The organism is Rickettsia bellii RML369-C, from assembly GCF_000012385.1.
GTDB lineage: Bacteria > Pseudomonadota > Alphaproteobacteria > Rickettsiales > Rickettsiaceae > Rickettsia > Rickettsia bellii.
In genome coordinates this window covers 540,924-556,018 of record NC_007940.1, presented here as the reverse complement: position 1 = coordinate 556,018, position 15,095 = coordinate 540,924, and the positions used below count along the sequence as shown (strand labels likewise).

Sequence of the window (15,095 nt, the reverse complement as noted above, 5' to 3'; positions counted from 1 at the left end):
TGAGATATTATTTTAATTTAATTAACTTTATTATGATTATGAAAATATCTACTAAGGGACAAGTTACCATACCAATTGATATTAGAAGCAAATTAGGAATGTTACCTAATACTGAAATTGCTTTTGTTTTACATAAAGATGGTGTTTTGATCAAAAAAGAAAACAACCATAACCATAGGGGCATAAAATTAATACAACAATTGTCAGGCAAGAGTACATCAAATATGTCTACCGATGAAATAATGAAATTAACTAGGTCATGATTTTAGTAGATAGTAATATAATTCTAGATATTTTAACTTTTGATCCAAATTGGTATGAGTGGTCTTCAAATAAAATTAAATTACTTTCACAATCTCATGAGCTTATAATTAATGATATTATTTATACTGAAATATCGATTGGGTTTAAAAGAATAGAAGAATTAGAAGTTATAATAGATGATTTTAGACTTACTCCTATGTCTAAAGAGGTGTTATTTTTAGCAGGAAAAGCTTTTCAAAAATATAAATTAAATGGTGGGATTAAAAATTCAATATTACCAGATTTTTTATCGGTGCTCATGCAAGTATATTAAAGATAGACTTATTAACAAGAGATATAAGTCGTTATAAAACTTACTTTCCTAAAATAAATCTTATTACTCCTAAATATTCTTGACTAAATAGTGATAATAATTTAAAGTCACGCTGTTACTTTGATAACTTATGGCGGGTGTAGCTCAGTTGGTTAGAGCATCAGGTTGTGGTTCTGAGGGTTGCGGGTTCGATTCCCGTCACTCGCCCCATTTTTTATTATATGTCATCCCCGCTTAAGGCTTGTTTGCGTGGCTTAGTTTTACTACTGTCACCCCGTGGCTTGACCACGGGGTCCAGTTAAAAATACGTTAGTATTTTTTATTGTTTTTCTGGATCCCGTGGACAAGCCACGGGATGACACGGAAAATTGATCCAGACACGAAAGCGTTAATGACATAATAAAACTCTCTTTTCCTTTCATATGAACACCAAACTTTTATATAGACTGGCTAGAAACTTAAGATTCTATAAAAAAGATTTGATCATTGTTATAATCTCTCTTCTTAGTGTATCGCTTGCATTATTGCTAATCGGGAATGTTTTCAGAAATTTAGTTGATCAAGGTTTAGTTTTAGATCGCACTGCGGCAGTTGATAAATCCATACTATATATCTGCCTACTTATTATTATCTTAAGCATTGCTAGTTTTTTCCGTTCATATTTTATCAATAATGTTGCTGAGAAAGTCTCGAGTCAAATAAGAAAAGAAGCCTATAGCAATCTAATTAATTATGAAATTACTGAATTTGAAGAGCTAAAAATCGGCGATATAATCTCCCGTCTCACAAGTGATATAGATCAAATATCTAAGCTCATTGTTAATTTCCTATCTTTTTTTATTCGCAATTCAGTGATGTTAGTCGGTAGCATTATTTTAATGTTTTTTGAAAGTTTTAAACTAGCATCGATAGTAATTATTACCATTCCTTTGCTGCTAATTCCCATAATTAAATTTGGTAAACATGTTAAAGCTTTATCCAAAAAAACCTTAGAATCTCAATCACTTTTAGCATCTGATATTAACGAAAGCTTTAGCAATATTAAAACCATTCATGCTTTTGGTGGTCAGGCAGCTAAAATTACGGAGTTTAATAATCTGCTGCAAGATTATTTGACCTATTCGGCAGCTCGTTTAAAAATTCGTGCTTTGTTTTTTGCATTCTCAATGGCTTTTATATTTCTTGGGGTTACGCTGGTTATTTGGATTGGGGCTTTGGATATAGTAAAAGGTAATTTATCCTCCGGTCAAATTATATCATTCATTTATTATGCAATTATTGCCGGCTTTAGTAGTGGTGGTATTTTTGAGTTATTAAGCGAGATGCACTTGCCGCTCGCTGCTTTAGAGCGAATAGTTACCATCATTGATAAATCACCTATAGTCCATAATAATTATTCAGATTTAAAGCCCGTTAATTCTATATCGTTAGAATTTAAAAACGTAAATTTTTCCTACCCATCAAGACCTAATTTAAAAATCCTCAATAATATATCTTTTAAAATAGATTCTACCCAGTTTATCGGTATCGTTGGCAGATCAGGCTCAGGTAAAAGTACTTTGATGCAGTTACTATTACGCTTTTATGTCCAAGAAAGCGGTATAATTTTGGTAAATAACCAAGATATTGCTCTTTTAAACCCTAATGAAATCCGTAAATTAATCGCTTATGTTCCGCAGGAGGCTAGTATTTTTTCTGGTACTATTAAATCAAATATTATGTTTGGTAATGATTCTAGCGAAGAGGAAATAACCGAAATAATAAAAATTACCGGTATAGCTGATTTTACTGATAAAATTCCTGATGGGATTAATGCTAAAATCGGTGAAAAAGGTGTTAGGCTATCAGGCGGGCAGAAGCAGCGAATAGCATTGGCACGAGCCTTATTACGCAAGCCGCAAATTTTGCTTCTTGATGAAGCGATGAACGCTTTAGATAGTCAAAGCGAGCAGAAGCTATTAAGCTCTATTAGGGATATAATGAAAGGAAAAATTGTTATATCAATCGCCCACCGCATCAGCAGCATAGAATCAGCCGACAATATTTTGATAATAGATAAAGGAGCGGTAGAAGCCGAAGGAACGCACGCTCATCTACTAAAAACCTCCGATCTCTACCGCACTATTTATAAGGAAGTGGATTTATTATAAAATTAAATATTAAATTATTGCCCTTATAGAGAATATAAGTTATATATTTTCAAGTAATAGTTAATAAGCAGAAAAGGAAATAACATGAGCTTTGAAAATAAATTAGTGATAATTGTAAATAAAGATATTGAGATTGGAGTTGCTATGAATGCAGTAGCACATAGCTCTCTTGCGGCTGGAGCTTTACTTGGTAAGCCTACTTGTTTCTTACAACCGAATATTGATGCAAGTGGTAATAATTGGCAAATTTCAGGAATGCCTTATATTATTTTACGTGGCAAATCAAGTGAGATAAAAAAAGCTATACACTTAATGCGAAAGAATCTGAAGTTATGCATTTGGCATTTACAGATTAGTATGACCGGAGGAACATATTTGGAACAAATAGAAAATATTGCAAAAAAGACAGAAGAAGAACATGTTTATTATGCAGCTGTACTTTTTGGAAAATGGGATACGGTTTCTCAAATAACAAAAAAGTTTTCTTTATATAGATAAGGAAACGATTTTATATGACTAACCACCCTCGCATCGGTGTCGGGATTATCCTATTTAATAGTAAAAATGAAATTCTGCTCGGTAAGCGTATTAACTCACACGGTGAATTTACCTATGGTAATCCGGGCGGGCATTTAGAATTTGGTGAAACTTTTGAAGAGTGCATCATTAGAGAAGTTTTAGAAGAGACAAATTTGATCATTAAAGATCCTAAATTTTTAGCAGTTACTAACGATGTTTTTGAAAAAGAGCAAAAACATTACATATCGATTTTCCTTAAAGCTCATTGTTTGAATGAGCATGAATTACAAAACTTAGAACCCCATAAAGTAGAAAGCTGGCAATGGTTTGCTTTGGATAAACTACCTGATAATCTTTTCCCACCTTTAAAAAAATTACTTAATGGTAAGGGTTACAGAAGTGGTTCATACTAAAAAGCATCATAAACATAAAAAAATACCTAAGTTAATCTCATCAAGAAACCTTTTTAAAGCGGTAGAAAAAAATAATATCGCAGGCACTAAATTTTTGCTTGAGCATGGTATTAGTCCAAATGCAACGCATCCAAATGATTCTATTGAATATAAATCTTTACATTGGATTATATCAAAAAACGGTGAACTAATAGAGATAGAAGTAGGTATTGACACACCATTACATATAGCAGCTAACAATGGTTATACCACTGTTGTGAAAATTCTTCTTGAAAATGGAGCTTTTATAAATGCTAGGGATTCTTTTGGCTTTACTCCTTTACATTCAGCAATCATATCATCGTATAAACTCAGTTCTATAAAGCTATTGTTAGAATACGGTACTAGTCTTACTTTAGAAATTATCGATGGTTATTACAGAGGTAAAACACCAGTAGGTTTATTAAAAAAGATAGGGAGTAAAAAAGATAAAAAAGTAGTAGCTTTAAGAGCTTTACTTGAGCTTGAAAAATTATATCGTAATAAAGAACTAGATAAAATTGTTAAAAAAACTTATATTAAAGAACCACATATCAAAGATTTTATAAAATGGAAAATAGAAGCTGAAATACCTAAATTTATTAAAAGTAATATATCTTTTTTAAATAAACATATAAAAAAAAATTATTTGCTCTTAATAAGTTTTTAAAAAACAATTTAACTTTAGTTAGTAACGAGGAAACAGAACTGTTAGAAGAAAAAATTCATAAATATGTAGGTTATCAAAATTTAGGTGAGACAAAACAACCGATATTTACTTTAAAGCATTTTGCAATATTAAAAATTGTTCAAAATCCTGATGAATGTAGCAAACACTTTCCTGACACATTACCGTCTCCTACTATAGAAATGTTTGGAGAACTTGAACAAGAATATGGAATTAGTCTAAGCGGTCTAAACGATCAAAATGAGGATTTGTATAATTGTTTTAATGACCCATCATTGTGATAAGGTTTATAATAACCGAAGAAGCAATCCAGTTATAAAATGCTAATTTATAGCACCACACACCACTTTCTCTAGATTGCTACCCTCATTACAGTCTGTAGCTTATGAATGTTCGGAATCCACTTCTTAAAGAAATTAGCAGCTACAGTTTTAGCTATATTTATTTGATTTTCTAGCTCTTTTTTAGGTAACTCTAAAAGTTCATCTTTTTCAAAATAATCCAATATTTCTTGCTCTTCTTCTGTTAATTTATATTTTTTCATAACTTGTTTCCGCATATATTTAACATTATAGAATTTTATATGCTGTTTGTCAACCTATAGTTTAATATTTTTCCTTAGCCATCTCTTTTGCCTCCTTCCAAAGCTTCAGTAAAAATTCTGTGGATTGTCCTTGTAGGTTTGGCAAATTATGTTTTCTGGTAAGTGTTTTTACTGCCTCCATACGCTTAGCGAATTTTGTACTGGTTTTGTTAAGCGTCTCTTCTACATCAAACTCTAAAAACCTACATAAAGAAATTGCTGTATGGAGCAAATCGCCTATTTCTTCCTGCACTCTTTCTTTATAGTCAATTGATTTAAACTCGCCTACATCGTCACTCGTCGCTCTCCTATTATTTATAGGCTTCGCTCCTCGCTCCTTGTATTCAAGCTTAACTGAATTGACTATAGCTTCACCATTCTCGATTGCCTCTTTTATCTCTCTGCATTCATCAATTACCTGTTCTAAAATCATCTCATAATCAGACCAATCAAAGCCATAATCCCGTGCGTCTTTTTCTAAGGTAATTAAATCTTTTAAAGCACTCATAAATTTATAACATCTTCCCTAAATCTATATAATTTTTTTGTATCGAAATATCGTTAAACTCCATATCTATATATCCAAGCTTGCGGTAAAAAGCTTCGGCACTTATTCTTGAATGCATTTTTAGGACTTTGATATTTTGGTCTCTTAACCATTTTTCCAAAAACTGCATCATATATTTACCGAATCCTTTATTTTGACTGAGCTTATCCACCGCAAACGATCTTAAAGCTGCTTTATTCTTATTTAAAAATTCTATGTGAGCGGTTGCAACTATCTCTATATCATTATAAAGCACAAAATGATAATGATTATTTGCAGTTATAGTCGGATGGTTATGGTCATATTCTACATTTATAGGATCAAAAATTTGTTCCGCTCGTATGCGGTGATATTCCTGCCATTCCTTAGCATGGGTGCAACGTGCTAAATATATTTTAGCATTTTCAAACATAATTGTACTTTTAAAAAATTATTTATATTATAATATTCTACTTCAAATTACTTTTACTTTAAGGAGTGCTAAATGAATAAAATTATTACACAATTACCGGAAATTAAGTTAGTCGGTATTACAACCCGTACTTCTAACGCAGCTGAATTCAATCCTGATACTGCTAAAATAAAGTCTATGTTGCAAAGATTTTTTGCTGATAACTTACAAGATAAAATTCTGAATAGAAAAAATCCCGGTAAAATTTTTGCAGTTTACACAAATTACGATAGCGATGAAAATGGAGAATATACCTATTTTCTGGGTGAAGAGGTTACTACTTTTGAAAATGTTAGTCAAGGATTTGAGGAGCTGACTATTCCGGTGCAGAATTATGCAAAATTTACATCAAATCCTGGGCAAATACCGACAGTCGTTATTGATATGTGGCAAAAGATTTGGCAAATGGATAATACAACTTTAGGCGGTAAAAGAGCTTATATAGCCGATTTTGAAATATACGATGAAAGAAGCCACGACCATAATGAAGCTGTTCTAGATATTTATATTGGTATAAAAAATGAAAATATTTAATAGTTATCGTGATTCGGTTTATATTAAAGATCATGTCAAATCAAAGCATATTATAGCAGGCGAATATTCTTATTACTCAGGCTATTATCATGGTGTGGTATTTGATGAATGCGTTATGTATTTAGATGTAGAAAATAATAACTGTGACGCTGATGAAATTGATAAGCTCATTATTGGCAAATTCTGTTCCATTGCTACCGGTGTTAAATTCATGATGGGGTGGGACGCAAGGGCATAATTATAATTGGATAGCATCTTATCCTCTCGATTCTTTTGATGAAGATTTTGACAATTATGAAACCGTCCCACCGAAAGCTTATAAGCTCAAAGGTGATACTGTGCTTGGAAATGATGTTTGGATCGGTACTGAAAGCTTAATTATGTCTGGGATTAAAATAGCAGATGGGGCAATAGTAGGAGCAAGGAGTTTAGTAACTAAAAACATTGGAGCTTATGAAATATGGGGCGGTAATCCTGCTCGTTTAATTAAAAAACGCTTCTCTGACGAAGACATAGAAAAGTTACTGCAAATTAAATGGTGGGATTGGAGCGACGATAAAATAAAGCAAAACTTACATCTACTTAGAGATTCAGATGTAGAAAGTTTGTGGGAAAGTGGTAAGAAATATTTATGAATCAGCTTAGTCTTTCTGATGATCAGATAATTATTCCAGGGTTAACATATATTTCAGAATATATAACGATCGAAGAAGAGAATAAGCTGATAAAATTAATAGATAATAGCAAGTGGAACAATGAATTGAAACGTAGAGTGCAACATTACGGTTATAAATATGACTATAAAAGTCGTTCTATAAATCAATCATATTTTTTAGGTATGTTACCTCAATGGTTGCAAACTTTATGTGATTCATTACATAAACAAAATATTTTTCATGAAATTCCCGATCAAGTAATAATAAATGAATATATGCCCGGGCAAGGGATAGCACCTCATACAGATTGTATACCTTGTTTTTCAGATACTATAGATTAATAATTTATGGTTTAATTGATTAAAATAATTAAAATGATCATTTTATGGAACAATTAAACGCAACTGAAGCAAAACGTGAATTTGGAGAATTGCTTATTAAGGCTCAAATAGAGCCTATTAGTATTATTAAAAATGGTAAGCCTGTAGCAGTAATTATTTCTAACAATGAATTTAAAGAGCTGGAAGCTTTTAAGGAGCAATTTCTAAAAATTGCTATTGCTGAAGGAATAAATGATATTTCTCAAGGTAAAATTCACTCACACAAAAGTGTTTTTGACAGTTTAAAGATGAAAATTAATGAATAAAATGAAACCTCTAAACTTTATCCTCTTAAGCCTCTTTTGTTTATCCGCTAATTGTTTTGGGGACATAATCCCTACTAATGATTTCAAAGTAATAGAAGAATATGTAAATAAAGCCGATAAGGATACTTTAGTTATTTTTGATGTGGATGATGTGCTTGCAATGCCGACTGATGAATTTGCTTTTAATGCTCCCGTTAGAGTAGAGCTAACGCAAAAACTAAGAGAACGCTATACAAAAGATGAACTTAAATATCTGTATAGTTGCATCTTTGAAAGGCGTACTGCTCAGCCTGTTGATCCAAATATGCGAGGCTTGATTAAGGGTTTAGAACAGCGGAATATTCCGGCAATTGCTCTAACTGGTTGGTGGACAGGTAAATACGGCAAAATAGCCAAAATGGAAAATTTAAGGTTCGATGCTTTAAAAGATGTGGATATTTCTTTTATCAATACTTCACCTTTTAAAGAAGATGCAACTTTTCCGGAATTTGAGAATGAAAACGGGATTCCGATGTTAATATCAGGAGTTATTTTAACAGCTTCAGTAGATAAAGGTTTAGTGCTTAAAGCTGCTCTTGAGAAATATAATTTACATTTTAAAAAAATTATTTTTATTGATGACAGTTTAAAATATCTTGAATCGGTTGAAAAAGCTTGCCTAGACATGAATATTGAATTTCAAGGTATTCATTACGGAACTGCTAAAATAGCACCTTTACCTATCCTTGATAAAGAAAAAGAACAATTACGTTATGAAATTCTTGAAAAAGAACATATTTGGCTTTTAGATAAGGAATTAGAAGAAAGAATTAGAAATAAATAAAGAGTTGGAAAAACAAAAAATGAATCAAGTTATAATAATTAATGGTCCTTCCTGTGCAGGCAAGACGACAATAGCTAAAGAAATTTGTAAACAATCTAATAATAAATTTGTTCATTTACAAATTGATAAAGCCGGAGCATTCTACAGTACAATTTTTCCTCAAGGATTCAAGTTTGCAGAAAATGAAGTTGGTACTGAAAACAATGATGATGGATTAAAAGGTCTTTTTAACAATAATAGATTAGCAAGAAGAAAAATTGTTGCATTAATATTGCTTACAACTGCAAAAGCATTATTAGATAAAAATTTTAATATTGTAATTGATACGGCACTAGATGGTCCTGACGCCCAAGAACTTGCTAAATTTTATCTTGAATATCTGAACGGCTACAAGATAACCTTTTTAGGAATTTTTTGTCCGGTTGAAGAGCGATTAAAAAGATTAAAAACTAGAACTGATAACCTCTTCTTAACGGAAGATTTTATAAGATTACAGAGTGGGCAATATGATGTTTTTGAATCTTGTAAACATTTCTATAATATTTGGTTTGATAGCTCAAAGTTAGGAGCTACAGAAATTGCTTCTAAAACATTATTTATTTAGCAAAAATTCTATGACCACCATTATCTACTTAATAGGAAAGCCAGGAACGGGTAAATAATACTATAGCAAAAGAGCTTAGCAAAAGCGGATATATTATATGTGATAATCAGTTGATTAATAATCCTATTTTTGCGTTGCTTGAATATGATGGCTTTAAGAAGATTCCGGAATTTGCTTGGGAAATAATTAGGAAAATTCGGGATAATATTTTTGAATTTATTTCTTGCGAACATCGCAATAATTACGTGCTAACTGATGTACTCAGTGAAATTGAACGAGATCACAAGCTTTTTAAACAAGTAGAGAATATGGCTTTGCAACGTGATTCGCTTTTTGTGCCGGTAAAACTACTTATCTCAAAAGAAGAAAACAAAATACGTGTGGCAAACCCTGAAAGAGCTTTGCGTTATAAATCTCTACGAATTGAAGAGGGGATAGAGTTAATTAATATCTCACATTCTAATTTATTAGAACTGGACGTCAGCAATTTATCTGCTAGTGCTGCCACAGAGAAAATTTTAAAGCATGTTTTAAAATTGAAATAGGCTTAATAATTTTTATTTAATACGATCTAGTAAACTTGTTTATTCCCATGTTAAGCTTGCTTGCGTGAATCAGTTGTCCATTATTGCTAAGTTATTGCATGGCTTAAAAAACGTCTCGTACCCACAGGGGCATTATTGCGTGGATCAGTTTTTGCCTGTCATCCCGTGACTTGATCACGGGATCCAGCTTTAAATACTAAAATTATTAGTATCAAAAATTGTTTTTCTGGCTCTAGTTCCCAAGCCACGGGAGGCATTATTGCGTGGATCGAAAAACGCTCTCAGTATCATCTAATTGCTTGACCACGGCATCCAAAAAATAATAAAAAATGTTAATTTATAGCATTTTTTTACTAGATTGCTTCGTCGCTATGCTCCTCGCAATGACGATTTGGAAGCTATTTAATATCCTTATAATAATAAAAAACTATCCAATACTATTCGATATGATACCGAGAACGCTTTTTGGTCCATGCTGGTAATGCCATTTACCACTGACTATATCTATATTTATATCCATATCCAAGGTTTATCAGGATCTGCTAGCACTCCTTGTTTTATATCTTTTACTGCATATATTCTTGTGAAATAACGATCTTTTCCATCCCATTTAGGGGTATATTTATCTCTCTTATGTAAAATCATTTTGTTATTTAGTATGACGATGTCCCCAGGATTAACATATATATGATTCTGAATTGATTTTTGATCTACAATCTCTCTAATTTTATTTAAAAAACCTTGTGCCTTTTGCGTTTCAGCTATAACGTCCATTTTTATTCTACTATAATATCCTGTAGAATACTCTACTAATAAAGGCATATTATCGACCGATATTTTATGTAAAAAAGAATCTGCACTCATAATCGTAAATTCTTTGCTTAACCCTACTAAAATATCATCATAGCTTAATCGGTTTAATATATCTTTAAGGCTGATATAAACTATAGGTAAGTTCTCATGCCCTTTATGAACAACGCCAAAAATTAAATAATCCACTATAGGCGATAGATTATTAGCTTTTTCAAGCATTGGTCTATACGCAGCATCAACATGCCAATCTAAATCATTAAAAGGTGACTGAGAGCTGCGTTCATTATGAGAATTATATCGAGGTGCTACTGCCCTGATAATATTTTTATCTTCATCTTTATATAATATAGGTAAACTATCTATTGCACCTATTATTCCATACATATGACAAATTAAATCCTCTATTCCTGTAACCTCTACTTCACCGTTATAAGGAGTTAGAACATTATAATTCTGCTTACTAGCATTCTTTATATGTATAATTTCTGCACCGCTATTTATTGCATCCTTAATTTCTTTGATATAATCTGGATATGTTTTTTCTAAAAAATCTTTAAAAAACATACTAGCTTGATGAGGATTATCAGAAAGATTATTTAAAATATAATTATCATTAATATCAAAATTTTTAAGATAAATTTCTTTTCTCATAATTTATCTTAAAACTTTCTTATTACTGAATTCCAATTTTTTGAAGCATTAGTAATACCAAAAGGATCTACATATTTTGTATCAACTAAATATAAATCTTTTTTCTCTCTTAACCAGTTAGTTAACTTAACAATTTTATTGTTTAAATTTTCTAGTTTTTCTATACAAGCTTTTTCTTCTAGGGTTTTCCTCCAAATATCATAGCACGCATTATTATAGTCAATATTAGTATCCTCAACAATAAAGTAATCACCGGTTTTAAATATGTTATTGTGAAAATAATCTAAAATACCTGTGGTATTAATATGAGCGTCTTCTATTAAAAGTAGTGGATGAATTATTTCAGATATTTTTTCTCCAGGAAAAATTTCTTCTACTTTATTAGAATCACCTTGTAAAAATTCAATTCTATCATCAAATTTTACACTTGAATCGATATTGTCAAAATCAATATCTATACTAATTACTTTCCTTTCTTCTACGGATAGACTTTGTATGTCAGCTAACCATAAAGCTGAAGCACCTTTAAAACTGCCAAATTCAATAATAGTTTTAGGCTTTAACTCTTGAATTAAATTCTGAGTAGTTACAATTTGAAAAGGGCTTTTTTGCATTGGGATATTTTTCCAACTAGTATCACAACTATTTGCTGCAATAGAATGCCAAAACGATTCATCTAGATCACTTTTTATGATTCTATTATTTATCGATACAAATCTCTTCTTCTCTTTTTGATTAGTCGCACCATTTAATAAGCTTAACATATTTTTCAACTATAAATTACATATAGATATTGTAATAAATACTTTTAATCCTAAAGTCAATAGGTTTTTTAAACCTTAAATTGAAAAATCATAAATTAATTATTGTTACAGAAAATTAATAGTAGTTGAGTTTTTACAAAAAAAGCTGTATATTAATTCTTTTTTAAAAAATTAATATTGGTAAAATTATGTATAAGACAAATAAGATTAAGGAAATTTATTCCTCCAATGTAAAAATTATTTCAGAAAAATCTAAAGCTAATATAGCTGAGTATGCACATCTATTATTAAATTTTGAAACATGTTGTAATGATATTTTATATGTAGAAAATGCTGATGCAGCAGTGGAAATAGTTAATTTTGTTATTAACCATAATAAAGGGGATGTAACGACTACTAAAAATATTATGACAAAGCTATTTGATAGTTATAAATATCATAAATATAGTAAAAACGCATTACTTAAAAAGTATAATATTGAGCGTAATAAGACGACTCATTTAAAATATAAAATAGGTGATAAAACTCAAATATATAAGATAAATAATAGCAATAAAGATATAAATGTAGATGCTTTTTCAAAAGCTATGGCATATTTCTCTGCTATACATGCCGCTACAATGAATAATAATTTAGCAATGGCAGATGAGCTTATAAAATATCTACTACAAAATACTGCAAAATTTCTAGATAAATTGCAAACTACTAATAAATTACAATATGAAAAATGTACTCAAGCTATTACAGCAATAATTACTATGTTTTTAGAGCCTAAATTTCAAATAGAAATTATTATGGATTTAAAAAAATACTGGCTACATGATTTTAATACATTGTCTAACTTCTCTAAAATATTAGTAGATAATAATCATTGTAACAAAACCATAGAATTACTAACTGAGAAACCGCTTCCTAATGATAAGTCAGACCCTGATCTTACTAATTGCTACTCTAACCTTGCTCTAGCATATTATAAGCTTGGAAATTATACAGAAGCTAAGAAATATTATTTAAAGGCTTTTGAGAATTGTAAAGATGATGATGTAATTTGTAACTTAATATCAATTTTTACTCTTCAAAATGAAATTGATAAAATAGACGAATTTATAGGAAAATTATCTAATGGATACTTAAAAAAAATACTTTTGATGAGCTTCAATCCCTCTTTAATTACAGATGAAGAATTAAAATCAATTAATCCTGATGCATTATCTCCATATTGTAAAGAAAAGTATGAGGCTTTAAAATATATCGCTTATATTAATAAGCATAATCGCATAACAGATTTAAAAGTAAAAAATGACTTTATTAAATTTCTACATAATTGTTCAGATTATAAGAATGCTTTCACCTTAGCAATTCATGCTAATGAATACGAAACAGCACGTATTATTTTTAATAAAATACCTGCTGAACAAGTAAATAATAGCAAAGTATTAAAATACTGTAATTTTCTCTTTAATAATTACTTTAATTTAAAAAAGATTCTAAAATTTATAGAAGAATCTAAATTCTCTGATAAAGAAGCTATTGAGGTACTTAACACTAGTAGTACTTGTTTACTTGCGGATAAAAAACCTAGCGAAGCTGCTGAAACTATTAAAAAAGCCTTAGAATATAACCCTCATAATGAAGAAACATTAGAAATAGGGGTAGCTACTTCCTTATTAAATAAAGATACAGAGACAGCTAAGGAGTATGCTAATAAACTAAGCCAAGAAAAACAAGAAGAAATTATCGTAAGCTATTCTTTAGACGAGAACCCAGCAGAAGATATAGAGCAGCTTGTTGAGCAGCACGATCCAAAGAAGATCCATGAACATTATCAGCTATTAAAGAAAGAAGCGTTTTATAAAGCTAGCCAAAACATTATTAAAAATGATGTTATAATATGGTATATTGATAAAGATATTATAAAAAGCACAGATACAACTTTTATAGGAAAATATAAAGGGCTAGATTGTTATGCGAAAATTTCTAAAAATCTTCAATTAGATAATAATATAGATTCCTACGAAAACGCTCTAAAAAAAGGTATATTACACCATAGTAAAGGTGGAACTGGTGTTAAGTTTATAAGAAATAATGCCATTGAGCTAAAAGGATCAGAGGGAGATCGATTATTTACAAATATTCTACATGCAAATGATAATGGGAAACTGTTAATAGATTTTGATCATAAGGGTAATCATAACGAGGCTGATAGATTTTTTAGAAGCCATCATTTAGAATATAGTAACGACAAATACCTAGAACTTAGTGGCAATCACCCCGAATTATATTCTGAATAAATTTAGAGTTTAAATGTAGATCGAGAGTTGTCTGAGCTATGCGAATGAAATGAGCGTGGCAATCCAGAGAAAATAATAGAAAATGCTATAAATTAGCATTTTTTATACTTCAACATTTTCGACGCTCATTAATGCGGCTAAGACAAGCTCATAATCATAATTAGTAATAGCTTCCTAAATCAGAATTTAGCTTATTACTTAACTCGGCTATTTCTTGCAAGCTAAATTTGCTTAAAGCCAACTCTAGCAATTTTGGATGATTCAAAAGCGGCTTGTCATATACTATTTCTCTTACTGACCAAGTTAGCATCATGTTAGCTTCTTTATCAGTTTGTTCAAGTATAAACCCCTCAATTTCATCTTCTATGTCTAAAAGCTTACCTTTTGTAATTTTTCCAGTTTTAAGCTCTGTTATACTAGTCGTTATTTTTTCTATGAGAGATATATTTGTTAAATTTGCTATCCTATCTATTATTTTGTTCATGACGTTTTGCATTATAGCTTTATTGTTTGAGCTAATAGTATTGTCATCATCTAACTTAGCCGTTATATCCATCGCTATTTTACTGAATAAAACAAGCCTTTCTTTACATGAATGATTATTTATTATAGTTTGCTCTTCTAATACTTTATCAAGTTTGCCTGCTAAATTGATTAACATATCATTAGTAATTTGATCTCTATTTATAACCTCTTTTATACCTTCACTTATTGGATGCGTATATAAATCGGCTGTGTTTTCTACTAGCTTTTGTATCTCAAGCATTTTTTGTAGTACTTTATAAATATTTTCTTCTGATGGTGGAAGATTTGCTTGAGTTT

19 protein-coding genes, 1 tRNA gene and 1 pseudogene are annotated in these 15,095 nt (G+C 30.4%); 15 read left to right on the top strand and 6 right to left on the bottom strand.

Going from position 1 to position 15,095, the window contains the following annotated elements; all coding sequences use genetic code 11:
- The first annotated feature begins 38 nt into the window (after positions 1-38).
- From RBE_RS02575 to RBE_RS02545, 7 genes are all read left to right on the top strand, one after another.
- Positions 39-263 carry an AbrB/MazE/SpoVT family DNA-binding domain-containing protein gene (locus tag RBE_RS02575; RefSeq protein ID WP_041804801.1) on the top strand — a complete coding sequence of 75 codons (225 nt, stop codon included), beginning with the start codon at positions 39-41 and terminating at the stop codon, positions 261-263.
- The gene (locus tag RBE_RS02570; RefSeq protein WP_011477165.1) at positions 260-577 is read left to right on the top strand and encodes a type II toxin-antitoxin system VapC family toxin; all 318 of its coding nucleotides are present in this window, start codon (positions 260-262) and stop codon (positions 575-577) included. Before RBE_RS02575 ends, RBE_RS02570 begins: the two co-directional genes overlap by 4 nt.
- A 133-nt stretch (positions 578-710) precedes the next feature.
- Positions 711-787 (top strand) — tRNA-His (locus tag RBE_RS02565).
- A 212-nt stretch (positions 788-999) separates the two neighbouring features.
- Positions 1,000-2,727 carry an ABC transporter ATP-binding protein gene (locus tag RBE_RS02560; protein ID WP_011477164.1) on the top strand — a complete coding sequence of 576 codons (1,728 nt, stop codon included), beginning with the start codon at positions 1,000-1,002 and terminating at the stop codon, positions 2,725-2,727.
- 84 nt (positions 2,728-2,811) lie between these two features.
- Positions 2,812-3,225 (top strand): DUF2000 family protein, encoded by a 414-nt coding sequence (locus tag RBE_RS02555; RefSeq protein WP_011477163.1) that lies wholly within the window; start codon positions 2,812-2,814, stop codon positions 3,223-3,225.
- A gap of 14 nt (positions 3,226-3,239) precedes the next feature.
- Positions 3,240-3,659 carry a nucleotide triphosphate diphosphatase NUDT15 gene (locus tag RBE_RS02550; RefSeq protein ID WP_011477162.1) on the top strand — a complete coding sequence of 140 codons (420 nt, stop codon included), beginning with the start codon at positions 3,240-3,242 and terminating at the stop codon, positions 3,657-3,659.
- Positions 3,628-4,347: an ankyrin repeat domain-containing protein gene (locus RBE_RS02545; RefSeq protein ID WP_011477161.1), complete on the top strand. Its 720-nt coding sequence runs from the start codon at positions 3,628-3,630 to the stop codon at positions 4,345-4,347. Before RBE_RS02550 ends, RBE_RS02545 begins: the two co-directional genes overlap by 32 nt.
- Positions 4,348-4,717: 370 nt before the next feature.
- Here RBE_RS02545 and RBE_RS02540 read toward each other — a convergent pair whose 3' ends face one another.
- The 3 genes from RBE_RS02540 to RBE_RS02530 all read right to left on the bottom strand — a co-directional run bounded on the left by RBE_RS02540 (position 4,718) and on the right by RBE_RS02530 (position 5,907).
- On the bottom strand, positions 4,718-4,909 hold the full coding sequence (locus RBE_RS02540) for a hypothetical protein (protein WP_041804632.1): 192 nt from the start codon (positions 4,907-4,909) through the stop codon (positions 4,718-4,720).
- Between the two features lie 61 nt (positions 4,910-4,970).
- Positions 4,971-5,456 carry a palindromic element RPE2 domain-containing protein gene (locus RBE_RS02535; protein WP_011477160.1) on the bottom strand — a complete coding sequence of 162 codons (486 nt, stop codon included), beginning with the start codon at positions 5,454-5,456 and terminating at the stop codon, positions 4,971-4,973.
- 4 nt (positions 5,457-5,460) lie between these two features.
- Positions 5,461-5,907 (bottom strand): GNAT family N-acetyltransferase, encoded by a 447-nt coding sequence (locus tag RBE_RS02530; RefSeq protein ID WP_011477159.1) that lies wholly within the window; start codon positions 5,905-5,907, stop codon positions 5,461-5,463.
- 72 nt (positions 5,908-5,979) lie between these two features.
- Between RBE_RS02530 and RBE_RS02525 the strand changes: the two genes are divergently transcribed.
- From RBE_RS02525 to RBE_RS09110, 7 genes and pseudogenes are all read left to right on the top strand, one after another.
- A complete protein-coding gene (locus tag RBE_RS02525) occupies positions 5,980-6,480 on the top strand; it encodes a GyrI-like domain-containing protein (RefSeq protein WP_011477158.1) in 501 nt (166 codons plus the stop codon).
- Positions 6,467-7,115: pseudogene (locus RBE_RS07825) on the top strand (CatB-related O-acetyltransferase). The gene RBE_RS02525 and the pseudogene RBE_RS07825 overlap by 14 nt, the downstream one beginning before the upstream one ends.
- A complete protein-coding gene (locus RBE_RS02515; protein WP_011477155.1) occupies positions 7,112-7,477 on the top strand; it encodes an alkylated DNA repair protein in 366 nt (121 codons plus the stop codon). The pseudogene RBE_RS07825 and the gene RBE_RS02515 overlap by 4 nt, the downstream one beginning before the upstream one ends.
- 44 nt (positions 7,478-7,521) lie before the next feature.
- Positions 7,522-7,782: a type II toxin-antitoxin system prevent-host-death family antitoxin gene (locus RBE_RS02510; RefSeq protein ID WP_011477154.1), complete on the top strand. Its 261-nt coding sequence runs from the start codon at positions 7,522-7,524 to the stop codon at positions 7,780-7,782.
- The gene (locus RBE_RS02505; RefSeq protein ID WP_011477153.1) at positions 7,775-8,605 is read left to right on the top strand and encodes a DUF2608 domain-containing protein; all 831 of its coding nucleotides are present in this window, start codon (positions 7,775-7,777) and stop codon (positions 8,603-8,605) included. Before RBE_RS02510 ends, RBE_RS02505 begins: the two co-directional genes overlap by 8 nt.
- 19 nt (positions 8,606-8,624) lie before the next feature.
- The gene (locus tag RBE_RS07820; protein WP_081423317.1) at positions 8,625-9,209 is read left to right on the top strand and encodes a phosphotransferase-like protein; all 585 of its coding nucleotides are present in this window, start codon (positions 8,625-8,627) and stop codon (positions 9,207-9,209) included.
- A 110-nt stretch (positions 9,210-9,319) separates the two neighbouring features.
- A complete protein-coding gene (locus RBE_RS09110) occupies positions 9,320-9,754 on the top strand; it encodes a hypothetical protein (RefSeq protein ID WP_011477151.1) in 435 nt (144 codons plus the stop codon).
- Positions 9,755-10,264: 510 nt separating this feature from the next.
- On the opposite strand, the gene RBE_RS02490 is transcribed toward RBE_RS09110, so the two are convergent.
- Positions 10,265-11,218, bottom strand: a complete 954-nt coding sequence (locus RBE_RS02490; RefSeq protein WP_011477150.1) for a TauD/TfdA family dioxygenase — start codon at positions 11,216-11,218, stop codon at positions 10,265-10,267.
- Between the two features lie 8 nt (positions 11,219-11,226).
- Complete coding sequence (locus RBE_RS02485; RefSeq protein ID WP_011477149.1) at positions 11,227-11,982, bottom strand: CmcI family methyltransferase; 756 nt, start codon at positions 11,980-11,982, stop codon at positions 11,227-11,229.
- A gap of 188 nt (positions 11,983-12,170) precedes the next feature.
- Here RBE_RS02485 and RBE_RS02480 point away from each other — a divergent pair, with 188 nt between their 5' ends.
- On the top strand, positions 12,171-14,273 hold the full coding sequence (locus RBE_RS02480; protein WP_011477148.1) for a tetratricopeptide repeat protein: 2,103 nt from the start codon (positions 12,171-12,173) through the stop codon (positions 14,271-14,273).
- Between the two features lie 160 nt (positions 14,274-14,433).
- Here the strand turns inward: RBE_RS02480 and RBE_RS02475 are convergent, their stop codons facing one another.
- Entirely contained in the window at positions 14,434-15,039 is a 606-nt protein-coding gene (locus tag RBE_RS02475; RefSeq protein ID WP_011477147.1) for a hypothetical protein, read from the bottom strand.
- Between the last annotated feature and the right edge of the window lie 56 nt (positions 15,040-15,095).